The organism is Achromobacter marplatensis (assembly GCF_049060505.1).
Taxonomy (GTDB): Bacteria; Pseudomonadota; Gammaproteobacteria; order Burkholderiales; family Burkholderiaceae_B; genus Achromobacter; species Achromobacter marplatensis_A.
The window spans coordinates 14,453-33,760 of record NZ_JBMGRB010000009.1 but is presented as its reverse complement, the minus strand read 5'-3'; the positions used below and the strand labels follow the sequence as shown (position 1 = coordinate 33,760).

20 protein-coding genes are annotated in these 19,308 nt (G+C 57.8%); 10 read left to right on the top strand and 10 right to left on the bottom strand.

The features are described from left to right. Nucleotides 1-92 precede the first annotated feature (92 nt). The 7 genes from ACI0FO_RS21375 to ACI0FO_RS21345 form a co-directional block, all read right to left on the bottom strand. The gene (locus tag ACI0FO_RS21375; protein WP_416029923.1) at nucleotides 93-851 is read right to left on the bottom strand and encodes a hypothetical protein; all 759 of its coding nucleotides are present in this window, start codon (nucleotides 849-851) and stop codon (nucleotides 93-95) included. A 134-nt stretch (nucleotides 852-985) separates the two neighbouring features. Next, a complete protein-coding gene (locus tag ACI0FO_RS21370; RefSeq protein WP_416029921.1) occupies nucleotides 986-3,412 on the bottom strand; it encodes an AAA family ATPase in 2,427 nt (808 codons plus the stop codon). A gap of 295 nt (nucleotides 3,413-3,707) precedes the next feature. Further along, nucleotides 3,708-4,055, bottom strand: a complete 348-nt coding sequence (locus ACI0FO_RS21365; protein ID WP_416029919.1) for a hypothetical protein — start codon at nucleotides 4,053-4,055, stop codon at nucleotides 3,708-3,710. A gap of 334 nt (nucleotides 4,056-4,389) precedes the next feature. Further along, on the bottom strand, nucleotides 4,390-5,010 hold the full coding sequence (locus ACI0FO_RS21360; protein WP_416029917.1) for a hypothetical protein: 621 nt from the start codon (nucleotides 5,008-5,010) through the stop codon (nucleotides 4,390-4,392). 216 nt (nucleotides 5,011-5,226) lie between these two features. Beyond that, nucleotides 5,227-6,312 (bottom strand): type I restriction endonuclease, encoded by a 1,086-nt coding sequence (locus tag ACI0FO_RS21355; RefSeq protein ID WP_416029915.1) that lies wholly within the window; start codon nucleotides 6,310-6,312, stop codon nucleotides 5,227-5,229. Between the two features lie 550 nt (nucleotides 6,313-6,862). Then, complete coding sequence (locus ACI0FO_RS21350; RefSeq protein ID WP_416029913.1) at nucleotides 6,863-7,654, bottom strand: IclR family transcriptional regulator; 792 nt, start codon at nucleotides 7,652-7,654, stop codon at nucleotides 6,863-6,865. After that, nucleotides 7,651-8,283, bottom strand: coding sequence for a flavin reductase family protein (locus ACI0FO_RS21345; RefSeq protein ID WP_313462423.1), 633 nt, complete (start codon nucleotides 8,281-8,283; stop codon nucleotides 7,651-7,653). Before ACI0FO_RS21345 ends, ACI0FO_RS21350 begins: the two co-directional genes overlap by 4 nt. A gap of 248 nt (nucleotides 8,284-8,531) precedes the next feature. Here ACI0FO_RS21345 and ACI0FO_RS21340 point away from each other — a divergent pair, with 248 nt between their 5' ends. The 6 genes from ACI0FO_RS21340 (at nucleotide 8,532) to ACI0FO_RS21315 (ending at nucleotide 13,356) form a co-directional block, all read left to right on the top strand. Further along, entirely contained in the window at nucleotides 8,532-9,500 is a 969-nt protein-coding gene (locus tag ACI0FO_RS21340; RefSeq protein ID WP_416029911.1) for a Bug family tripartite tricarboxylate transporter substrate binding protein, read from the top strand. 135 nt (nucleotides 9,501-9,635) lie between these two features. Then, a complete protein-coding gene (locus ACI0FO_RS21335; protein ID WP_416029909.1) occupies nucleotides 9,636-10,016 on the top strand; it encodes a RidA family protein in 381 nt (126 codons plus the stop codon). Nucleotides 10,017-10,028: 12 nt separating this feature from the next. After that, nucleotides 10,029-10,916, top strand: a complete 888-nt coding sequence (locus ACI0FO_RS21330; RefSeq protein WP_416029907.1) for an amidohydrolase family protein — start codon at nucleotides 10,029-10,031, stop codon at nucleotides 10,914-10,916. Further along, nucleotides 10,913-11,782, top strand: coding sequence for a fumarylacetoacetate hydrolase family protein (locus ACI0FO_RS21325; RefSeq protein WP_416029905.1), 870 nt, complete (start codon nucleotides 10,913-10,915; stop codon nucleotides 11,780-11,782). Before ACI0FO_RS21330 ends, ACI0FO_RS21325 begins: the two co-directional genes overlap by 4 nt. 13 nt (nucleotides 11,783-11,795) lie before the next feature. Next, on the top strand, nucleotides 11,796-12,578 hold the full coding sequence (gene hpaH / locus ACI0FO_RS21320; protein WP_416029903.1) for a 2-oxo-hept-4-ene-1,7-dioate hydratase: 783 nt from the start codon (nucleotides 11,796-11,798) through the stop codon (nucleotides 12,576-12,578). 10 nt (nucleotides 12,579-12,588) lie between these two features. After that, the gene (locus ACI0FO_RS21315) at nucleotides 12,589-13,356 is read left to right on the top strand and encodes an aldolase/citrate lyase family protein (protein WP_416029902.1); all 768 of its coding nucleotides are present in this window, start codon (nucleotides 12,589-12,591) and stop codon (nucleotides 13,354-13,356) included. Between the two features lie 89 nt (nucleotides 13,357-13,445). Here the strand turns inward: ACI0FO_RS21315 and ACI0FO_RS21310 are convergent, their stop codons facing one another. Continuing rightward, complete coding sequence (locus tag ACI0FO_RS21310; protein WP_105557777.1) at nucleotides 13,446-13,655, bottom strand: hypothetical protein; 210 nt, start codon at nucleotides 13,653-13,655, stop codon at nucleotides 13,446-13,448. A gap of 145 nt (nucleotides 13,656-13,800) precedes the next feature. On the opposite strand from ACI0FO_RS21310, the gene ACI0FO_RS21305 reads away from it, so the two are divergent. The 3 genes from ACI0FO_RS21305 (at nucleotide 13,801) to ACI0FO_RS21295 (ending at nucleotide 16,253) form a co-directional block, all read left to right on the top strand. Next, nucleotides 13,801-14,457 (top strand): DUF7716 domain-containing protein, encoded by a 657-nt coding sequence (locus ACI0FO_RS21305; protein ID WP_416029900.1) that lies wholly within the window; start codon nucleotides 13,801-13,803, stop codon nucleotides 14,455-14,457. Then, the gene (locus tag ACI0FO_RS21300) at nucleotides 14,426-15,331 is read left to right on the top strand and encodes a hypothetical protein (protein ID WP_416029898.1); all 906 of its coding nucleotides are present in this window, start codon (nucleotides 14,426-14,428) and stop codon (nucleotides 15,329-15,331) included. The genes ACI0FO_RS21305 and ACI0FO_RS21300 overlap by 32 nt, the downstream gene beginning before the upstream one ends. A 121-nt stretch (nucleotides 15,332-15,452) precedes the next feature. Continuing rightward, nucleotides 15,453-16,253 (top strand): DUF899 domain-containing protein, encoded by an 801-nt coding sequence (locus ACI0FO_RS21295; protein ID WP_416029896.1) that lies wholly within the window; start codon nucleotides 15,453-15,455, stop codon nucleotides 16,251-16,253. Nucleotides 16,254-16,285: 32 nt separating this feature from the next. Here the strand turns inward: ACI0FO_RS21295 and ACI0FO_RS21290 are convergent, their stop codons facing one another. Beyond that, on the bottom strand, nucleotides 16,286-16,735 hold the full coding sequence (locus ACI0FO_RS21290) for a hypothetical protein (RefSeq protein WP_416029894.1): 450 nt from the start codon (nucleotides 16,733-16,735) through the stop codon (nucleotides 16,286-16,288). 37 nt (nucleotides 16,736-16,772) lie between these two features. Continuing rightward, on the bottom strand, nucleotides 16,773-18,686 hold the full coding sequence (locus tag ACI0FO_RS21285; RefSeq protein WP_416029892.1) for a B12-binding domain-containing radical SAM protein: 1,914 nt from the start codon (nucleotides 18,684-18,686) through the stop codon (nucleotides 16,773-16,775). A 189-nt stretch (nucleotides 18,687-18,875) separates the two neighbouring features. On the opposite strand from ACI0FO_RS21285, the gene ACI0FO_RS21280 reads away from it, so the two are divergent. Next, nucleotides 18,876-19,304, top strand: a complete 429-nt coding sequence (locus tag ACI0FO_RS21280; RefSeq protein WP_416029890.1) for a hypothetical protein — start codon at nucleotides 18,876-18,878, stop codon at nucleotides 19,302-19,304. Nucleotides 19,305-19,308: the final 4 nt, after the last annotated feature.

Genomic DNA, 19,308 nt, shown 5'->3' with positions numbered 1-19,308 from the left:
GCTTCTGGCCACATTCGACCCAAAGCAGACAACCAAATTACTGACGAATAAGCTAAGCCGACCGCCGAAGGCTGGTCGGCTTGAACGAATTTTTATGAGTGTTTGCGCACGACACCCAACTTTCCGGCATCAATCACCACCTCAAACTCAGTTGATTGATCCGAAAACAAAACATGAGTTTTAGCGTATCTAGTTTCCAATACGATTCTTCTACTTTCATCAAACCACTCTTGGTCTCTGTAGTGCACGTACGCGAATTCTCTAGCGCACTCTAACGACGTAGTCCACGCTTGCCCGAAGGAGTAATTTTCAAGCTCCCCTATATCGCATCCTCGATATAGGGCCAAAATATTTGGTAGCGATTCAATATCATTGGGCTCTAAGATTTCTGTGAGCACTACTTTTGGGTGCCAAGATTCATTTTGCTGGCGAGTATAAAGTTGATGAAGCCCATTGTACGCATAACATGAAAATGAATATCGCAAGGCGTCGAGAACTTGAATTGCATCGTCATTGGATATCCCATCAACAATCTCACAGAAGTGCGCACGTATCGCCTCTTCCGCTTGATTATCTATTGCGTACATCAAATCTCGATGCTGTCCCGATGCCTCAAAATCCTTAATTGCTTCGATATACTTGGAAATTGAGGACGTCGCTATCTCCTTGAACTCGGCAAAGAACGGCTCATTCAGTTTCGATTCAATAGACTCAACAACTATTTTCATGTTTTTCGCCATGAAGTCACGATCTGAATCTTTAAACACTTGCTGGACTCCCACGCACGCATAACTAGATTTAGGAGACATGCGATGTACATGACGGTCAACGGCGGCATTCGCGGATTCCATGACAATCTCCTTTTGAGTAAAGGGAGATTCAGTGTGCTCCTACGGAGGGGCGCTCTCCGACCCGTCACGGCCATTCGGCATGGATTGATTCATGTGGCGGCTTCCCTCCCCAATCGAACATTGGGAGCGATCCTTCAGCCCACTCGCTCAGGCTCTCCAATGCTCTTCAACAGAGCGTTATATTGCACCTTGTCGGCAGCGTAAATCTTGTCCAAGACATAGTTAGCTACCTTGGCGATCTCAGGAATTTCCACGGGCTTAAAGCCTCTATCTGGGACGGCCTCCAGGTGCGAAAACTCGTTGTTAAGCCGATTGACCAGTGCAACTGCTGTATCTTCCTCTTCCCCAAAGAATTTCTTGATCCGTTCAAAGGCGTCGTTTCTATCATCATGATAGGGGTACTTGAAGAACAAAAAGGCTTCTAGAAATTTTCGCAGGTTGTTGCCAAAGCCGAAAAATGGCTCATGGCTATCTGCTGCGGCAGCTTGATCTCTGCACTTGTAGATTTGATGGAAGAGGTAGTGAAACTCAGTTATGTAATCTTTGAGATAAGACGGCATGAGCAAGATGTTGCTTGAAGCGCCGTTGCGCTCGATCATGAAATGCTCGTGGTCATCGGCACTTTTCGTCTTGCCTTCACCAGCAGGGATTTTCTTCTTCGGAATGGACAGGCGCTTGAGGTACTTCAGGAAGTCCAGATTATGGGTGGAGATAAAAAGCTGCTTGTAGCGGTAGGCGTTTGAACCGTCAGCATTCTTGATCGGCTTGGCAATCAAGCTCTCAATCAAGCTGAACATGAAGAAGATATGGTTTCCGTCTAGGCTAGAAATTGGATCATCAATGTAGATAATCAGTTCTTTGCCTTTGCTCTCAGGGTCTTCTAGCTTGGCAATGAAATAGCAGAAGGCAATCAGGCTGCACTCGCCTTCGCTGAGGTTGTACGCGGCCTTGCCGTTTCGCGTGATTTCAAACTTGACCGTGGTTTTGTCTGCGCCGTCGCGCGCTTCAAGCTTGATACCGTCATGGCCGAAGAAGTTGTTGAGCAGAGAGTTGACTCGCTCGGCCCCTTTCCGCTCATCCTTTTGCTTGGCTCTCAAATTTTGGACTTCTGCTTCCGCGTCACGGATCTCTTTTTCCGCTTCCGTATGGGCCGTGCCTGCCGTGTCGGCGCCGGTCTTGAGGGTAGCTATGCGGGCAACCTCCTTGTCATAGGTGATCGCATCAGCAAACGCGAACACGTCAGCCAGGCGAAGTGCATCTATGGCAGCAGTCTTGTCTTTTTCCAGGGTCCTCGTCTTGCCGTTGCTCGTGACGATCAGCGCATTGATGTCCTGAACATGCTTCTCGATCTCTTTGGCGTCATGGGAAGAGGGCTTCAGAAGCACGAGCTGGAACAGGTTGTTCTTGCGAGTCTCAAGCGACTGCTTCAGGAATTCCAAGTCCTTTTTGTAGACACCAAGTGCTTCCGACAGTGCCTTGCTGCTCGCTTCAAACGCGGTACGCTCATCCGCATAAAACTGAGCACCTGTAAAGGTATTGAGCCCTGCAATCGACTTGATCTCGTCCGTGACCGACGCTATAGCAGCATCCAAGGCGGTTTCCAGGTCGCCCGACTCTTTGCTGAAGTGCTCGTCCAGCACCTGCCAAATGTCGTGCGGCAAGTCCTGTCGGCAGAAAGCACAGGAGTCCCGTTTGTCTCGGTGGTGTCCGATACCTTGCTTGACCCAAAGCTGCAAAGCGCTGTCCTTGAGCAGCTCTTCAATCGCTTTGGTAGGCGTTATCGCCTTGGACAGAAGAGGTTCAGCAGTGGCCTTCAGCGACTCCAGCTTGAGGGTGATGGCCAGAGAGCCTTCGATGTCAGGTAGGGCCTCCTGCTTGAGCAAGATGAGCTTGCTTGCTTGTTCCTCAGGGGACAGGGCGATGAAGCCGGGCTTACTGGTGAAAGCAATGTCGCGCTTGATGTGGTCGATGGTGTAGACGGGCACGCGGTACAGGGGATTCTTCTTGATCTTCTCAGCAGCATGTGAGCGCAGCTTCTGTTCCAAGCCGTTCAAAGCCGTGCTGTGGGCTGTCTTGGTGCGATCGCGCTCTCTCTTCTTGGCCTCCAGGTCAAAGCGCAGTCCAGCCTTGCCCTCCACACTACCAAGCTTGGCCTCGATGGCAGCAATGGCGTCGTCAATCTCCTTGTTCTGCTCACCGACGATGGCGAAGGTCTTGATAACGCCTCCGATCTCCTGATTGACCAGGAAGCTCAGATTGTCGGTCACGAAGTCGCGGTTGTAGACCCGCACGTCATAGTTGTGCGTCAGCAGGTCAGCATCGGTGACCGCACCTTTCCCACCAGTCACGGTAAAGCACGAGCCAATATAGTTCAGGGGGAGCTTGCGCGTTTCCAGCGCACGAAAAACACGAGAGAGAGTCGTCTTGCCAGAGTAGTTGCGTCCATAGAGGATGTTCAGACGCTGGAAAAGCTTGACGTTTTTGCCGCTGTCCCGAACGGTCTTTTTCCACTCCAGACCTTGGAAGCTACCAAAGCTTGCTATGTCTATCTGATTAATCACCGGCTCAGTCCTCCTATAGGGCCCTCAGGCTGTTCGAAACAGAATGTTGCTTCAGTCTACAAGGCTCCCGTTGTGCAAGACAATTCCTTTCCGACCAAGGAGGATTTTCCTTCGATAATCGAGTGACCGGCTACAGCCTGAGGCCGTCGCTCCAAATAAAGGTGTCAGACGGAATAAACTTGAACACCGCAGTGGACCAGGTCAAATTTGAGTAAAACACCTTAATTCGGCCTACTTCGGAATGATTGCGGCGCCACGTGATTAACGTTTCCAGCAACCTCCGCTAACAACAGACTTATGCATCCGGCCCGGTTAATTCATGCAATAAGGGGAGCAACTCGCGGTACAAGTCTAAGAAATCCTCAGTTCCCGCATGCCGAGACGCACGAGCCGAAGCGAAAAGCTCATTCCGAACATCAAGCAATGTCGCGAGCGTGCGGTGTTTTGCCGCTTTCATAGAAGCGGAAAACGAGCCGAAATATTCATAGCCACTGAAGGACATTGCAAAGGCGAACACCGCTCGTGAATCGTCTGGGTCAGGGAGGTCGTCTACGGTTACTCGGCTCATTTTTGTTTGAATGCAATAATTAATAATGGCAACAGTTACGCTGCTCGATACAGACTCGGGAACTACGGCTTCCAATTCCGATTCCCGGGTCAACCCCGGGCATGACTCGATCGAAGTTGCAGATTGACACCTTATCTCCCTGCCTATGACAGGATCCAGAACTACGACTTGCAACTCTGATGCCCTGTTCAACTCGGGGGCATGAGTCCAACACCTTATTCGCCACAGCAAGGCTACGCATGGCTGACGATCTTTGACTACATCGATGTCTTCTACAACAACCGGCGAATCCATCAGGGGCTTGGCTATTGAACCCCGGCTCAGATTGAGGCGGCAGTTCCTTAACCAAACTGTCCATAAAATCCAAGTAGTCCTGGCTGACACCTTATTTCTGAACTAACCAACAAAATTATTTCTCCCTTCTTTCGACCCTAACACTAGCTCTGTCGCTGTAGGAAGATAACAAGTAAACTCTATATTGCCAAACATTAGCATTTATAATCATCGCATTCTTATCAAGCCGAATCCTATCCGATGGGGGATTCAGATTAGTTTCCAATACAACCTCACCAACCCAAGATGAGAGCAACTTGAGCGTCAAATCTTTGCTACTACTTTTCCACGCCCCCTTGCCCATTTCTTTACCATCCGATGTCGTAAAAGCCCCCTCTTCCACGAAATCTATATCACTAACCGGATACCACATCTCAGCATCTCTTCTCGCGCGCGCTTGATACTCAGCAGTCCATTTAGAATTTTCTGCCTTCAACCTGGAATTCTCCGCCTTGAACCATTCCAAGGTATCGTGAAAATCACTTGCAGCGTTTTCCGAAGTTGAACGACACTGCAGCAAATCTTCTGTTCTTTTTTTTAGCTCATTTGTACCAAAACCAAACTCTCGACCGTAAATCATAAGAGGCTGGTTGGCTTTATAGCTGGACCACATCATCAAAGAGATAGAAATCACAGCCAGTGCAACGGAAAATATTAAGAAAACTATCGTTGTTTTAGATATTTTATCGATATTCATAGCGCATTATTAAATTTATCGAATCCCAATCGAGCAACTTCATGGCTCAAGCGCTAGCCCGCACAAACCATCAAACCTAGCAGGCCACAAGTTAAACAGCGGAGATATAGGTATCAACCGGCAATTTCACCAGCTATCCGCCGCTATCTCTCAGGCTGACACCATTATTGCGATCTGAGAGCTTTATTGTCGCCCTCTCTGCCACGGCCAGATGCGTCAAGTTGCAGCATCGGCCGCATAGAATCCCACTGTCTTCTTCAGCGCGTCTGAAAAGCCATATATTTCGTCTATTGACGAGATGGGATGCCGGGTTTCGGATTTATTCTCGTCGAATATTCCGACGTACTTCTGGGCACGGTTGAAATGAAGACGACATATAGGCTTTCTATTGTTGTCATCCAACAGTATTCCCATATAACTCTGGGTGTCGCGTTGAACGACGCGCTTGACATCGACGACAGCTCTGACGATTGCTTTGACAACGTGGTATCCCTCAATCTCCTCGAGTGTCGTGGTGATTGAATCGTCCGCCTTATTTTCCACATTTTCCGCTTCTGGTGTATCTGCCACTACGGAAGCAACCGCATTGCTACTCATGGCAGACTTCAGCCGTTCATTGATTTGATCGTTCAAGAATTGACTTAAAGCGCGTTTCGCCAACGAAGAGAATTGGTCTCGAACGCGTTGTGTAATTACGCCCTCGTACACTCGCGAAGCGAATAACTTCACAAAATCCTCTTCTGGCGCTACGAATTGATTGGCCACGACCTTCTTGATCTGGCTCAAATACTTGAGTTCTCCAGCCGCGCTAATGACCGACTCCAGGTCAAACGCACCTTTAGTGAGTTTCTTCAACTCCGGCACGATGTAATCATCGATATCTAGCAGGTCAAGTTCCAAGAATGGCTTCTGATCCATCTTGTTAGGCGCATCAAGATCGGTATAGAACTGATATATCTGCCCATTGGTAAGAACCGAAACTCGTGCTGTCGTGACGTGAAAATAGCGAAACAGTTGGGAAGCGTGATTTATGTTGAGCGGATCACCGAACTTCTTGCACTCAATCAAGATCTGGATTTCCGAATTCTGAAGAATTGCGTAATCGACCTTTTCGCCCTTTTTTGTGCCTACATCGGAGATGAACTCGGGCGTCACCTCATTGGGATCAAATACGTCGTACCCCAAGATGTTATGGATGAACGGCATAACAAATGCGTTCTTTGTCGCTTCCTCGGTCTTGATTCCGGAACCTTGCTGCCGAATCTTCTCGGAAAGGCCTCTGAGTTTCTCCATCAGTTCCATGCGCTGCTCCAATATGTGCGCGAGATGAGGCTCGCGCGGTGCATAAGTTGCTTGTACATCCGACAGATGAGCGCCTATGCAACAGCGCCCCTTTAGATGTGCGGTGTCATCCCCCCTTCCTTGCCTCATGTATTGAGAACCACAGAAGACAGGACAAACCAAGGAAAGGCCTTACTGTTTCGCACTAGAGGCGGGTCACATCACTGGAATGCCGGCAGACGGAAATTCGCGCCACACGTGCTGTGGACACACTTCGTTTCGGACGCAGTGCCGGAGCACGGGCCGAGACGCTTCTGATATTACTGCACATGCCGTTTTTTTTCTAAATGATACGGCGCAGCGTTCCCCGGCAGCGGTTGGACACAGAGAGGCGTTGCTCAAGCTGGACGGAACAATGCGGCACAGTTTCACCATGCCGAGAGAATTAGCCGCTATGGCATTGCATATCTGAAGCGAATCCCATAGCGGCGACGCAGAAGCCTGGGAGCCTGGCCGGACTTCCTATTAGCGCCCGGCACAACTCACGGACAGATGGCGTCCGGCCAAAGACTTACGCCTGACCCAAGACCTGTGCATACCTCCCCGCAATCCCCCCCGCCGCCGCCTTCATCCTCTCCACCACCATCCCAAACCTTTCCACCCCGAACCTCTCCGCCATCGCCGTCACCGTAATCGCCCCCAGCGCCACGCCTCCCTCCGTCAACACCGGCACCGCCACCGCACTAGTCCCCGGCATCAGCCCCATTGCCGCATGCGCAATCCCCTCCCTCCTTGCCACCTCCACCCTCCCAATCACATCCTCCACCCGCTCCCCCATCACCTCCAGCCTGGCCGCATTCCCCCGCACTAACTCCACACTTTCCTCCCTTCCCAAACTCGCCAACAACGCCACCCCCGACACGCCGACTCCCAACGGCCGTCTAACCCCCACCTCAATCGACAGCACCTGTATCGGATGCCTGCCCGTCCGGCGACCAATACATATCGAATCGTGCCCATGTCGAATACTCAAAAACACCGTATCCCCCACCTGATCGGCCAGCTCGCTCATATACGGGTCCGCCAGCGTCAGCAGCGGAAAACGCCTTGTCCTGGCCAGCCCCAGCAAACTGATCTCTTGCCCGATCAAATACCGTCGCGTTTCTGAATCCTGTTCAACCGCGCCCTCTTGCACCAGCGTCTTCAGCAAGCGATGCACGGTGGGCCGATTCAGGCCGGACATGCGTTCCAGATCCACCAACCTTACTCCCCGCTCTTGTCCGCAGGCAATCAGCCGCAGCAGAGCCAAGGCCCTGCGTACCGTCTGCGCGCCGGATGCGCTTTTATCTTCTGATTCGCTCACGCGGCCTCCGGTTTGATAATGGATTTGGGCGTCTGCTGAATACCGCGCTTGGTGACGATGGGGCCTAGCGATGCGTAGTTGGGACCACCGATGCGGCAGATGGGGCGTAGTAATGCCGTATCGATCTTGCCGTCTTGCAGCAGGCCATCGCGTATATGGAACATCACCACTTCGCCCACGAAGAACTCCGCGCCGGTATCGCCAAACGGGGTCACGCTATGAAAGCGGCATTCCAGACTGATGGGCGCGGCGGCAAGTCTGGGGGTGTCGATAACGGCGCCGGGAAGCACGCTTAAGCCCAGCACGTCGACTTCGCTGATTTCGGGCGGGTGTTCTTGGGCGCTGTCGTGCAGGGGATCAAGCAGGGTTTCGTCGCCAACGTTGACGACGAAGTGGCGGTTGGCCAGGATGTTTTCGGCGGTGTCTTTGCGTTTGCCGGCTTTGCGGCCGATGTTGACGCCGATCATGGGGGGTTTGTTTGAGACGAAGGTGTAGCAACTGAACGGCGCCAGGTTGACGCCGCCGTGGGCGTTGACGCTGCTGATCCAGGCGATGGGCCGTGGCACGACGATGCCGCTCATCAGGCGGTAGGTTTGTTCGGGGTTCAGGTCGCTGGCGGGAAAGTGCATGATGGGTGTGGCTCCGTAGTCCGGATATTGAACATTCAACAATGAATAAAACCGCGTGCGCAATAGGCGCCCAGGGTAATTCTGCGGTGAAACGCGGTCATGCCAGAAGCCGCCCGCAAAGCAACCTACCAAAAGAGTCCAACATCCGGAACTTTTCTTGAAATTCGGATTGTTCAGCGGCGCGGGAATTTCTAGAGTGTCGTCAAACACAACAAACAAAACGTGATGACACGACCAGGAGACAAACCATGCATCGCAATGCGCTTCGCGCCTGCGCCACGGTGGCGCTGACCGTTCTGACTTCCATGGCGCACGCCGCGTGGCCCGAGAAGCCCGTGAAGATCGTGGTGCCCTATCCGCCGGGCGGCAATGTGGATGTGGCGGCGCGGCTGATTGCGCCGGGCTTGCAGGCGGCGTTTGGGCAGCCGTTTATTGTCGAGAACAAGCCGGGTGCGGGCGGCATGATTGCCGGTGAGCAGGTGGCGCGGTCCGAGCCCGATGGCTACACCTTGTTCATGGCGGCGAACGGGCCGCTGCTGTTCTCGCCGCTGATTTTCAAGCGGGATGCGTACAAGTGGGACCGGGACTTTGCGCCGATCAGTTCGGTGTCGTACACGCCGTTGGTGTTGCAGGTGAAGCCGAGCGTGCCGGCGAAGACGCTGGCTGAATTGCTGGCGCTGGCGAAGAAAGAGCCGGGCAAGCTGAACATGGCGTCTCCGGGTGCGGGGACCACGAATCATCTGGTCAGCGAGCTGTTGCAGTCGTTGACGGGCGCGCGTTGGACGACGGCGCAATACAAGGGCAACGCGCCGGCCACAACCGATCTGTTGGGCGGGCAAGTCGATTTCAACTTTGATCAGATTTCGGTGGCGCTGCCGTATGTGAAGGATGGCCGCTTGCGCGCGTTGGCGGTGACGACGGCCAAGCGCGTGCCGTCGATGCCAGACGTGCCGACGTTCGCGGAAGCGGGTGTGCAGGGCATGGAGGCGGCCACGTTTACGGGCCTGCTTGCGCCCAAGGGCACGCCGCCGGATGTGCAGAAGCGCTTGAGCGAAGCGCTGACGAAGATTCTGGCGCAGCCGACGATTATTCAGCGTTTTGATGAGCTGGGCGCCGAGGCGCGCGGCAGTACGCCCGAGGAATTCACGCGCTATCTGGCGTCGGAAGACGCGCGCTGGACGCCGATCATCAAGCGTGCGGGCATCACGGCGAACTAAGGCCAGACCACGGCCGCCGGACCACAGCCTTGCCTGACCGCCAGTAGCTACGCCCTGAAAACCGAACGCATCGCGGCCTTGCCTGGTCATGGCCGCGATGCCGCCCCACCCTCTTCTTTGCAAACGGAACCCGCCATGAGCAGACGCAGCATTTACGCCGAAGGCTTCAGCCACAAGAATCCCATTCCGGCCGCGTGCCGGATTGGACCCTTGCTGTATTCGGGCAGCATCCAAGGCACCGACCCCGCCACGGGCGCGTATGGCGCGTCGCTGGAACGCCAGTGCGAACTCATGTTCGACCACGTGCGGCGCATTGTGGAAGCGGGCGGCGGCACGCTGGATCAGATCGCGAAGATGACGGTGTGGATGCGCGACCGTAGCCAGCGCGCGGCGCTGAATGCGGTATGGCTGCAAGCGTTTCCGGATGCGGATAATCGCCCGGCACGCCACACGATGCAGGCCGATCTGGACGGCGACAAGCTGATCGAATGCGATTTTGTGGCCGTGATCGGATAAGGGAGACAGACAATGGCGCAGTATCAACCCTCGCAATATCAGCCTTTCAACCCCTATCCGACCGCCCCGGCTACCCACCTTCCGGCGCACTCCTGCGATAGCCAGTTTCACGTATTCGGCTCCGCAGACCGTTACCCCGTGCGCCCCGGCGCGGCGTACGAGATGCCCAGCGCCACCATCGAGACCGCGCTGGGCCTGCACCGCCTGCTGGGCATCGAGCGCGGCGTGATCGTGCAGGCCACGACCTACGGGGCGGATCACCAGGTGGTGCTGGACGGCCTGGCCGCCGCCGGCCCGTCATATCGCGGTTGCGCGAATGCGGTGGTGCTGGCCGAGCGTGACGACGCCTACATACAAAAGCTGCACGATGCGGGCGTGCGCGGGGCGCGGTTCACGCGTCAGGGCTTGGGCATCAGCATGGCGCCGGCCGTGTTTGACCGCGCCATTGCGCGCATTCGTGAACTGGGTTGGTACGCCAAGTTTCAGCCGGAGCCCGACGGCATGATGGCGCAAGCGGCGCAGTTTGAACGGCTGGATATTCCGGTGCTGCTGGATCACATGGGGCGTGCCGATCCCTCTGCGGGCGCGGCGGACCCGACTCGGCAGTTGTTGGAGTCGTTGCTACGTCGCGGCAACTTCTGGGTGATGTTGTCGTTGACGGAAAAAATCTCACGCAGCGGCCCGCCTTGGGACGATGTGACGCCCCTTGCGCAAGCGCTGATCGCCGCCAACCCCGACCGCGTGGTGTGGGGCAGCGACTGGCCGCATCCCGTGTCCACCAAGCCCACGCCCGACGAGGGCCAGTTGGTGGACCAGTTGGCGCGCTATGCGGGCGACGCCGCGACGCTTAAGAAAATCCTGGTGGACAACCCCGCTCGCTTGTTTGGATTCGACGAATGAAACTGCTGACTTATACGCATGAAGGCCGTACGCACTTTGGCGCGCTGCGTGGCCAGGACCAGATCGTGGCCTTGGATCAACATGGCCATGGTTATGACAGCCTGCGCGCTGCACTGGAAGCCAACGCCCTGCCCGCGCTGGCCAAATTGGCGGACTCGCTTCCCGCCACGCACAAGCTGAACGAAGTGCGGCTGTTGCCGCCAATACCCTCGCCCGAAAAGATCATCTGCGTAGGTGTGAACTACGGCAAGCGCAACGAAGAATATAAAGACGGCAGCGCGCCGCCCGCCTACCCCAGCGTGTTCCCGCGCTTTCCCGGTTCGTTCGTGGGCCATGGCGAACCCTTGCTGCGCCCACCGGAATCCGAGCAACTGGATTACGAAGGCGAGATCGCCATCATCATCGGCAAGGCCGGTCGCCGCATCGCTGCCGAGGACGCCTGGAGCCACGTCGCGGGCCTGACCTGCCTGAACGAAGGCACGGTGCGCGACTGGATCAAGCACGGCAAGTTCAACGTGACGCAGGGCAAGAACTTTGACGCCAGCGGCTCGATGGGCCCGTGGATGGTGACAGCCGATGAATTCGACCCCGCCGCGCCGTTGACGGTGACGACGCGTGTCAACGGTGAACTGCGCCAGCAAGACGCTACCGACAACCTGATGTTTCCGTTCGCGGAACTGATCCGCTACATCTCGATCTGGACCACGCTGCAGCCCGGCGATGTGATCTCGACCGGCACGCCCATCGGCGCAGGCGTGCGCTTCACGCCGCCGCGCTTCTTGAAGCCGGGCGATGTGGTGGAAGTCGAAGTGGCCGGCATCGGCGTGTTGTCCAACCCCGTGGCCGACGAAGTCGCCGCGCACTGATCAGGAGCCTTCCATGCTTAACGACGACGACCGCGCCCGCGCGGCCAGCCTGCTGCTTGAAGCCGAGCGCAGCGGCGTGCCCACCACGCAGCTTGACCAGGCGTTTCCCGGGATTGAGATTGCGGATGCGTATGCCATCCAGCAACGCAATATTGATCAGAAGATTGCCGACGGCGCCAAGCTGCGCGGCCACAAGATCGGCCTGACATCCAAGGCCATGCAAAGCACCGTGGGCATTGACGAGCCCGACTACGGCCATTTGCTGGACACGATGTTCTATCAAGACGGGCAGACGATTCCCACAGACAAGCTTATCGTGCCGCGCGTCGAAGTGGAACTGGCCTTCGTGCTGGGCAAGCCGCTACAAGGGCCGGACGTCAGCCTATTCGATGTGCTGGACGCCACGGATTATGTGGTGCCCGCGCTGGAACTGATCGACGGCCGCAGTAAATACCCGCGCCGCATCGTGGACAACATTGCCGACAACGCCGCGTGTGCCGGCATCGTGCTGGGCGGCCGGCCGGTGCGGCCGATGGATATCGACCTGCGCTGGGTCGGCGCCCTGCTGCTTAAAAATGGCGTGATCGAGGAATCCGGCGTGTCGGCGGCCGTGCTCGGGCATCCGGCGCTGGGCATTGCCTGGCTGGCGAACAAGCTTGCGCAGCACGACGCCGGGCTGGAAGCCGGGCACGTCGTGCTGGCGGGGTCTTTCACCCGCACCGTCGCTGTCAAACGCGGCGACACGCTGCATGCCGACTACGGCAAGCTGGGCAGCATCTCGGTGCACTTCTCATAAGGCGGCGCGCATGGAACTTCCGATCAATACGTTCAAACGCGCGCTGCGTGAACAGCGCCATCAAACCGGGCTGTGGGTGACGCTTGGGCATGCGAATAGTACCGAACTGGTCGCGGCCAGCGGCTTTGATTGGCTGCTGCTGGATACCGAGCACACACCCGTGGTGCTGCCGACGGTAATGGCGCAGTTGCAGGCGGCTGGCCCGTATAAGAGCCATCCGGTGGTACGGCCGTCATGGAACGACAAGGTGCAGATCAAACAGTATCTGGATATCGGCGCGCAGACGTTGTTGCTGCCGTATGTGCAGAACGCGGACGAGGCGCGAAGCGCGGTGGCCGGTATGCGTTATGCGCCGCGCGGCGTGCGCGGTGTCAGCGGCACCATGCGCGCGACGCGGTATGGGCGCGTGCCGGACTATATGCGCCGGTGCGAAGAAGAACTGTGTTTACTGGTGCAGGCCGAGACGGGCGAAGCGCTAGAGAACCTGGACGCCATGATTGCGGTGGATGGCGTCGATGGGGTGTTTATCGGCCCCGCGGATCTGGCTGCCAGCTTGGGGTATCCGGGCGAGCCGCAGCATCCGAAGGTGGTGGCGGAAGTGGAAAACGCGATTCGCCGGGTACGCGCGGCAGGCAAGGCACCTGGGGTGTTGACGGGTGACGAGGCGCTGGCGCGTCGGTATATCGAAGCCGGTAGCTTGTTTACGGCTGTCGGCGTGGACGCGGCGATTCTGGTGCGATATTGCGATGCGTTGGCGGGGCGGTTTGCGGGAGTGTGACGGCCTTGACTGGTCGTCTGACACGGGTCGTCTGACACAAGACCGTTCAGCTATTACCCAAAATGCAGTCTGACGCCATATTCCGGAGATCAATTGCTTCGGCGCAACCGATCCGTCGACTGCTTGTTCAAGCGCTGCGCTTCCTCTTCTGCGTAGTCTTCCTCGCCCTGCTCGTATTGGCCTTCATACATGCAGCTGCTGCGGACCAATCCGCATTCGCCAACGATTGAAGAACACCCGGAACTCAGCGCAGCAAGAAACAGCACTACCCCGTAACGGCCCAACTTCTGCATCGACATATCGCTCCTTGATGATCCGGGTAGTGTACGGGCGAGGATGCCGCATGCGGCCGCGTGGCTCAGTAAAAAATGGTGTCAGACTGCGGGTGTGAGTTAGCGGAGCCGTGATCTGGCATCATCGTCCCTTTCGACAGATAGATTCTCCATGGCCAAGCTTTTAAGCCTTCTAGACAGCATCCAAGCCATCGCTGCCTGTCACGACGATAGGGATGTATGGGACCGCTATTCCTGGGTCTACGCGACGGATGGCGTTCCGCTCGTTAAGGCGCAGATCTATTTGTCTTGCAGCGAAGACGAGATCGAACCGGTGACCAATGAAGAAGGTGAGGAGCATCCCGCATTCGCTGTCGCGCATGGGCTGGTCACTTATCTGGAGGCCGCCACCTTCGCCGACGTGCTAAGCGTTCAAAAACGGCAGCAGCCGCTTTCACAGCTTGAAGATTATGCGGCTGCGCTTGAGCACTACGCCGAGCAGGATGCATTTTTGGATCGCGGGGAGTTTTATAGCGGTGGCAACGCGCCGCAGCCATTGCCAGGCATCTCGCGCGACCTTTACGCTGAGTACGATCTGCACCTGATGACGTGCCCGGCGGACCGCATCGCTGCTGCGGCACGTGCAACGGCTGAACTGCTGCAGATTGGCGTAGCCGATGCGCTCAGCCGTTGCCGGCGGCTGCCGTTGGTGCTTGGCGACCGCATCGATGCACGGGAGCGCGATCGCATCGAAGCGCGATTCGCCAGCATTTCCTTGCCGCTGCAGCGCACGATCCATGTATCGTTTGCTTGGCAAACGGGCCGCTAGGGCCGGGCTATCAGCTCGGTCTGACGCCGTACCGTGCCAATCACCTGTTCCCTTTTCTCTCGGACTATCCATGGCCAATCGCTCCTATCTTTACAGCTTGAGCAATCGTCCCAGCTCCTACGCAGACCGTCCCGAGACAATTTCCGGCCTGTCCGAATGGCCTTACGCCGTGCCATTCATGTACCGCCTGCTGATGTCGGGAGATCCACAGCTTTGCGCATCGCTCGTGGACGATGGTTTCGATAGCGACGAGTCCGACGAAAAGCCGCGCCTGTATGCGATCAGCAGCGAATTCGATACCGGATTCCAGCGGGTGAAACGCTTCGCGGAGATTGTGCGCGCGGCGGCCCGCCTATCGGCAGGTGGGCCGCCGGCCGCCACGCCGCAGTCGCCGTCCTTTGTCAGCCGACTGAAGCAGGTATTCGCGCCTGGCCGAGACACATCCGTGGATGCGGAGCCGGCGCCGCATCCGGAGATCGATGACCTGCTCGCCGGCCTTGACGAAACCATCACGTTTCTGGAGGCCCACCGCGACGCATATCTGCTATTGGAAACCTTCGAGCTGGACACCATGTCCGAATCTGAAGAGGCCCGGTTGAAGGCGCGCGTCGAGCAGGAAATTGCGCGATGCGTACAGGCAGGCGCGGCCGTAGATGCGCTTCCGGCCGACATCAACCAGGCAGGACGACAGCTGGTATTGGCCACCCGCCAACCCGGCCCGCCCCCGCTGGACGCCTTTTTCGGTTTGCGTTTGGACGACGAATTCGACAGCACGCGCACGGGCGAAACGGAATATCCGTTGGGGTTGCAGTGGTTCGACACGTTGTGCCTGGAATTGCTCAACCGCAGCGAATTTGACGCGCAACAAGACTAGCGGACAACGGGCGCCCTACCGCCAGTAAGCCACTGAAATAGCGCCACATTTGTTACTCCCCGGCGGCCTCCGATGGTGCAAAACTGTCTTTACATCACCGCACTTTGGAGGATTCCCAGCCATGACCACGCCTACCCCATCCAGCGGCCGTGTCAGCCAGACCGCCATGCACACGCCCCCCATCGTCACCCCCGATGAATGGGAATCCGCCCGCCAGCGGCTCTTGCTGAAAGAGAAGGCCCACACCCGCGCCCGGGACGCCTTGGCGGCCGAACGCCGCCGCATGCCCTGGACGCCCGTCGACAAGGAATACGTCTTCGAAGGCCCTGACGGTTCCGTCACCCTGCGCGACCTGTTCGACGGCCGCCGCCAACTGATTATCTACCGCGCCTTCTTCGAACCCGGCGTTTACGGCTGGCCGGAACACGCGTGCCGTGGCTGCTCGATGGTGGCCGATCAGGTCGCCCACCTGGCCCATCTGAACGCCCGGGACACCACACTGGTTTTCGTTTCCCGCGCCCCGCAAGCGGACATCGCGCGCTTGAAGGCGAACATGGACTGGAAGATGCCGTGGTTCACGCTGACCGATAGTTTCGATACGGACTTTGGCGTGAATGAATGGCACGGAACGAACGTGTTCTTTCGCGACGGAGACCGCGTATTCCGAACGTACTTTTTGAATAACCGCGGCGACGAGCAGATGGGCGGAACGTGGAACTATCTGGACATCACGCCGCTGGGCCGGCAAGAGGTCTGGGAGGATTCACCCGAGGGATATCCGCAGACGCAGACCTACAAGTGGTGGAATTGGCACGACAGCTATGTCGCTGATGCACCGCCAGACCAGAAGTGGGTAGAAATCTCTGATGCGGGCGAGAAGGCGTTCCGGGACCATTGCGACGGAGCTAAGCCGTCGACATAGCCGCCGCGCTTGCCGAACGCACGACGCGCTGACTATTTGGCTGGCGCAAATATGATCTTTACCGGGTTATCCGCCTTGTATGAGGCGGATGCAGGCCCGAACTTGGGATCAAAGCCCGGATGCCAGGCCCTAAGCTCGGTTTCGGAAATCCATTCCAACTGCAGTTGGTCATCCGGCGAAAAAGAACCGAATTGCGCCAGCGCATTCACCGCGGACTGGCAGTTCTCAGATGTGCCGGACGTTAAGACCGACACCTGGGTTTTCTCGGTCCACGTCATGGCGCCCGGTTGAGGGCATTTGCGCACTTCAACGTGGTATTGGCCCTGGGGCGACGGCAGATCCACGATGATCTTGTTTGGGCCGCATCCGGTCAAAAACGCAGTCAAAAGCGCAGCCGATGGCGCCAGGAGGGTAAGTCTGTTTCTCATCGAGCTACCTTGTGACTGCCTGGGCAGCCGGTCCGTGAACACGTCGATCGCCATGATACCCGGCGCGACGTTTCGGGACGCAGAAGACGACTTACCCCTGCTGGCTCAACGCCCTGGCAATCCGGTTCCGCGACACCGTCGTCTTTGGCACCTTGAACGGGAACCACGTCCGCACGTCTTCTTCCAGCCCGATGCCGTGCATGTAGTTATAAATCGCCTTCTTCAGCGCTTTACCCAGCGCGTCATGATCCACGCCGGTCGGGTCATGAAAACCGATATCGTTCTTGGCGAATGTCACGTCGGGCAGCGGCTGTAGCGTCACCCCATATTCCTCGGGATTCTTCCCCACCGGCGAGTGCACCGTACAGGCGAACCGGTGAAAGAATCCGCTTTGGATACAGCCGTTTTCGAACAGTTGGCGCACATATTCCAGCGCGTCGACGGTGTCTTGCACCGTTTGCGTGGGAAAACCGTACATCAGGTATGCGTGCACCAGAATGCCGGCGTCGGTGAACGCACGGGTGACGCGTGCCACCTGGTCCACCGACACGCCCTTCTTCATCAAGGTCAGCAGCCGGTCCGACGCGACTTCCAGGCCGCCTGATACGGCGATGCAGCCGCTGTCGGCCAGCAATTCGCACAGTTCCGGGCTGAAGGTCTTTTCGAACCGGATGTTGCCCCACCACGAAATGCCAGCGTTGCGATCAATCAGTTCCGTTGCCAGCGCCTTCAGGGATTTGGGCGGCGCGGCTTCGTCGACGAAGTGAAAGCCGGTTTGCCCGGTTTCTTGCACGATGGCTTCGATGCGGTCGGCCAGCACGGACGCCGATGCGCCTTCGTAGCGGCCGATGTAGTCCAGGCTGACGTCGCAGAAGCTGCATTTCTTCCAGTAGCAGCCATGCGCCACGGTCAGCTTGTTCCAGCGGCCGTCGCTCCACAGGCGGTTCATCGGGTTCAACATGTCCAGCAGCGACAGGTAGCGGTCCAGCGGCAGGCCGTCCCAGGTGGGCGTGCCCACTTCGGCGAAGGCCACGTCGGGCTCGACCAGGTTCACGTACTTGACCTCGCCCGAGTCCTTGTCGCGCACGAAGGTGCGGACCAGGCGCTGGCGCGAGCGCTTGCCTTGCACGTGTTCCAGCAGCGCTAGCAAGGGGCGTTCGCCGGCGTCCAGGCAGACGAAATCGAAGTAGTCGAACACGCGCGGATCTTTCAGTTCGCGCAGTTCAGTGTTGACGAAGCCGCCGCCCAGCACGGTGATGATGCTGGGGTCTTGCGCCTTGATGGTCTGGGCGATGCGGAAGGCGGCGTAGACGGCGCCGGGGAACGGCACCGACAGCAGCACCATGGTCGGCGTGTGGCGGGCCAGCGCGTCAAGCGTCAGTTCGCGCAGCGTGTCGTCCACCAGCGTGGGCGGGGACGCCAGGGCGTTGGCCAAGGGATCGAAGGTGGGTTGGCTGCCGGCCAGGGATTCGGCGTAGCGCACGAATTCAAAGCGCGGGTCGATGGCGTCGCGCAGCACGTCGGCCAGGTCGTTCAGGTACAGCGTGGCCAGGTGCTTGGCGCGGTCGTGCAGGCCCAGCGCCCCAAATGCCCAGCCCAGGGGGTCGCCGCCGTCTTCGTCCAGGTAGACGTCCAGCGAGCTGAAACGGGGGCCTTCGGGCAGGAAATGGCGGCCGACGATGCGGTGCGCCAAGGTGGAGTCCCGGCCTTGCAGGAAGGCGATCGTCGGGCCGATGGTGGACAGGTAGCGTGACTGCATCGCCACGAACGCCTGGATGGGAGGCGTGTGTTTTGCAATGGGCATCGCCTCGATGCGTGCCGCCACGGCGCGCAGGCCGTCGGTGGACAGCAGGCGCAACACTAGCGCCAACGCCAGGTCTTCCTGGAATGCGGTGACGTCACGCGAACGCAGGAAGCCCGTCAGGTAGGCGGTGGACGGGTAAGGGGTATTAAGCTGCGTCATCGGCGGGATGACCGACAGCACGCGTACAGGCGAGGTGGACATGGGGCACGGCAGGGTTGCCGTCAAAAAGCGGGGATTGGGGGAATTATAGGCAGTGCCAGCCGACTCGCCCGCGGCCCGCTTGAAACGCGGGAGCCTGCCAATGTTGAAATTCGCCTGGGGATCTATCGATAATCGCCAGGAAACCTGTACGCTCACCCCGAACATCGCACAGAAACGCACGCCTTGCCCATGCGCACCCCAGACCTCTTCGCCCCGCCCAGAAAACAGCGCCCTGCCCGCCAGAATTCCCTGATTTGGATTCTTGAACCGCTGGAGCGCGATGCCGAGTACGCACGCCGGAAGATGTTCGGTTGCGATGCCGCGTACCTGGACGGGCTGCTGTATCTGGTGGTGGCCGACCGTGAAGCCCCCTGGGACGGCGTCATGGTGTGCACGTCGCATGAACGCCAGGCGGCGTTGATTACCGATTTTCCAAGCCTGGTCCCCCACCCGCAACTGGGAAAGTGGCTGTACCTGCCACAAAGCGACGAAGCGTTCGAGGCGATCGCGGCCCGGCTTGTACAGCTTGCACTCGCGCGGGACCCCCGGTTCGGGGTCGTCCCTAAACCGAAGGCCCGGCGCCGCAAGCCCTGGCGCACCGACGATAGCGCCGGTTAACGAT

Coding starts and splice junctions, on each gene's coding strand:
- ACI0FO_RS21335 (WP_416029909.1), top strand. CDS start 9,636: ATGAGCAGACGCAGCATTTACGCCGAAGGCTTCAGCCACAAGAATCCC.
- ACI0FO_RS21285 (WP_416029892.1), bottom strand. CDS start 18,686: ATGTCCACCTCGCCTGTACGCGTGCTGTCGGTCATCCCGCCGATGACG.
- ACI0FO_RS21355 (WP_416029915.1), bottom strand. CDS start 6,312: ATGGAACTGATGGAGAAACTCAGAGGCCTTTCCGAGAAGATTCGGCAG.
- ACI0FO_RS21310 (WP_105557777.1), bottom strand. CDS start 13,655: ATGTCGATGCAGAAGTTGGGCCGTTACGGGGTAGTGCTGTTTCTTGCT.
- ACI0FO_RS21340 (WP_416029911.1), top strand. CDS start 8,532: ATGCATCGCAATGCGCTTCGCGCCTGCGCCACGGTGGCGCTGACCGTT.
- ACI0FO_RS21315 (WP_416029902.1), top strand. CDS start 12,589: ATGGAACTTCCGATCAATACGTTCAAACGCGCGCTGCGTGAACAGCGC.
- ACI0FO_RS21290 (WP_416029894.1), bottom strand. CDS start 16,735: ATGGCGATCGACGTGTTCACGGACCGGCTGCCCAGGCAGTCACAAGGT.
- ACI0FO_RS21295 (WP_416029896.1), top strand. CDS start 15,453: ATGACCACGCCTACCCCATCCAGCGGCCGTGTCAGCCAGACCGCCATG.
- ACI0FO_RS21300 (WP_416029898.1), top strand. CDS start 14,426: ATGTATCGTTTGCTTGGCAAACGGGCCGCTAGGGCCGGGCTATCAGCT.
- ACI0FO_RS21325 (WP_416029905.1), top strand. CDS start 10,913: ATGAAACTGCTGACTTATACGCATGAAGGCCGTACGCACTTTGGCGCG.
- hpaH (WP_416029903.1), top strand. CDS start 11,796: ATGCTTAACGACGACGACCGCGCCCGCGCGGCCAGCCTGCTGCTTGAA.
- ACI0FO_RS21280 (WP_416029890.1), top strand. CDS start 18,876: ATGCGCACCCCAGACCTCTTCGCCCCGCCCAGAAAACAGCGCCCTGCC.
- ACI0FO_RS21330 (WP_416029907.1), top strand. CDS start 10,029: ATGGCGCAGTATCAACCCTCGCAATATCAGCCTTTCAACCCCTATCCG.
- ACI0FO_RS21360 (WP_416029917.1), bottom strand. CDS start 5,010: ATGAATATCGATAAAATATCTAAAACAACGATAGTTTTCTTAATATTT.
- ACI0FO_RS21375 (WP_416029923.1), bottom strand. CDS start 851: ATGGAATCCGCGAATGCCGCCGTTGACCGTCATGTACATCGCATGTCT.
- ACI0FO_RS21345 (WP_313462423.1), bottom strand. CDS start 8,283: ATGCACTTTCCCGCCAGCGACCTGAACCCCGAACAAACCTACCGCCTG.
- ACI0FO_RS21305 (WP_416029900.1), top strand. CDS start 13,801: ATGGCCAAGCTTTTAAGCCTTCTAGACAGCATCCAAGCCATCGCTGCC.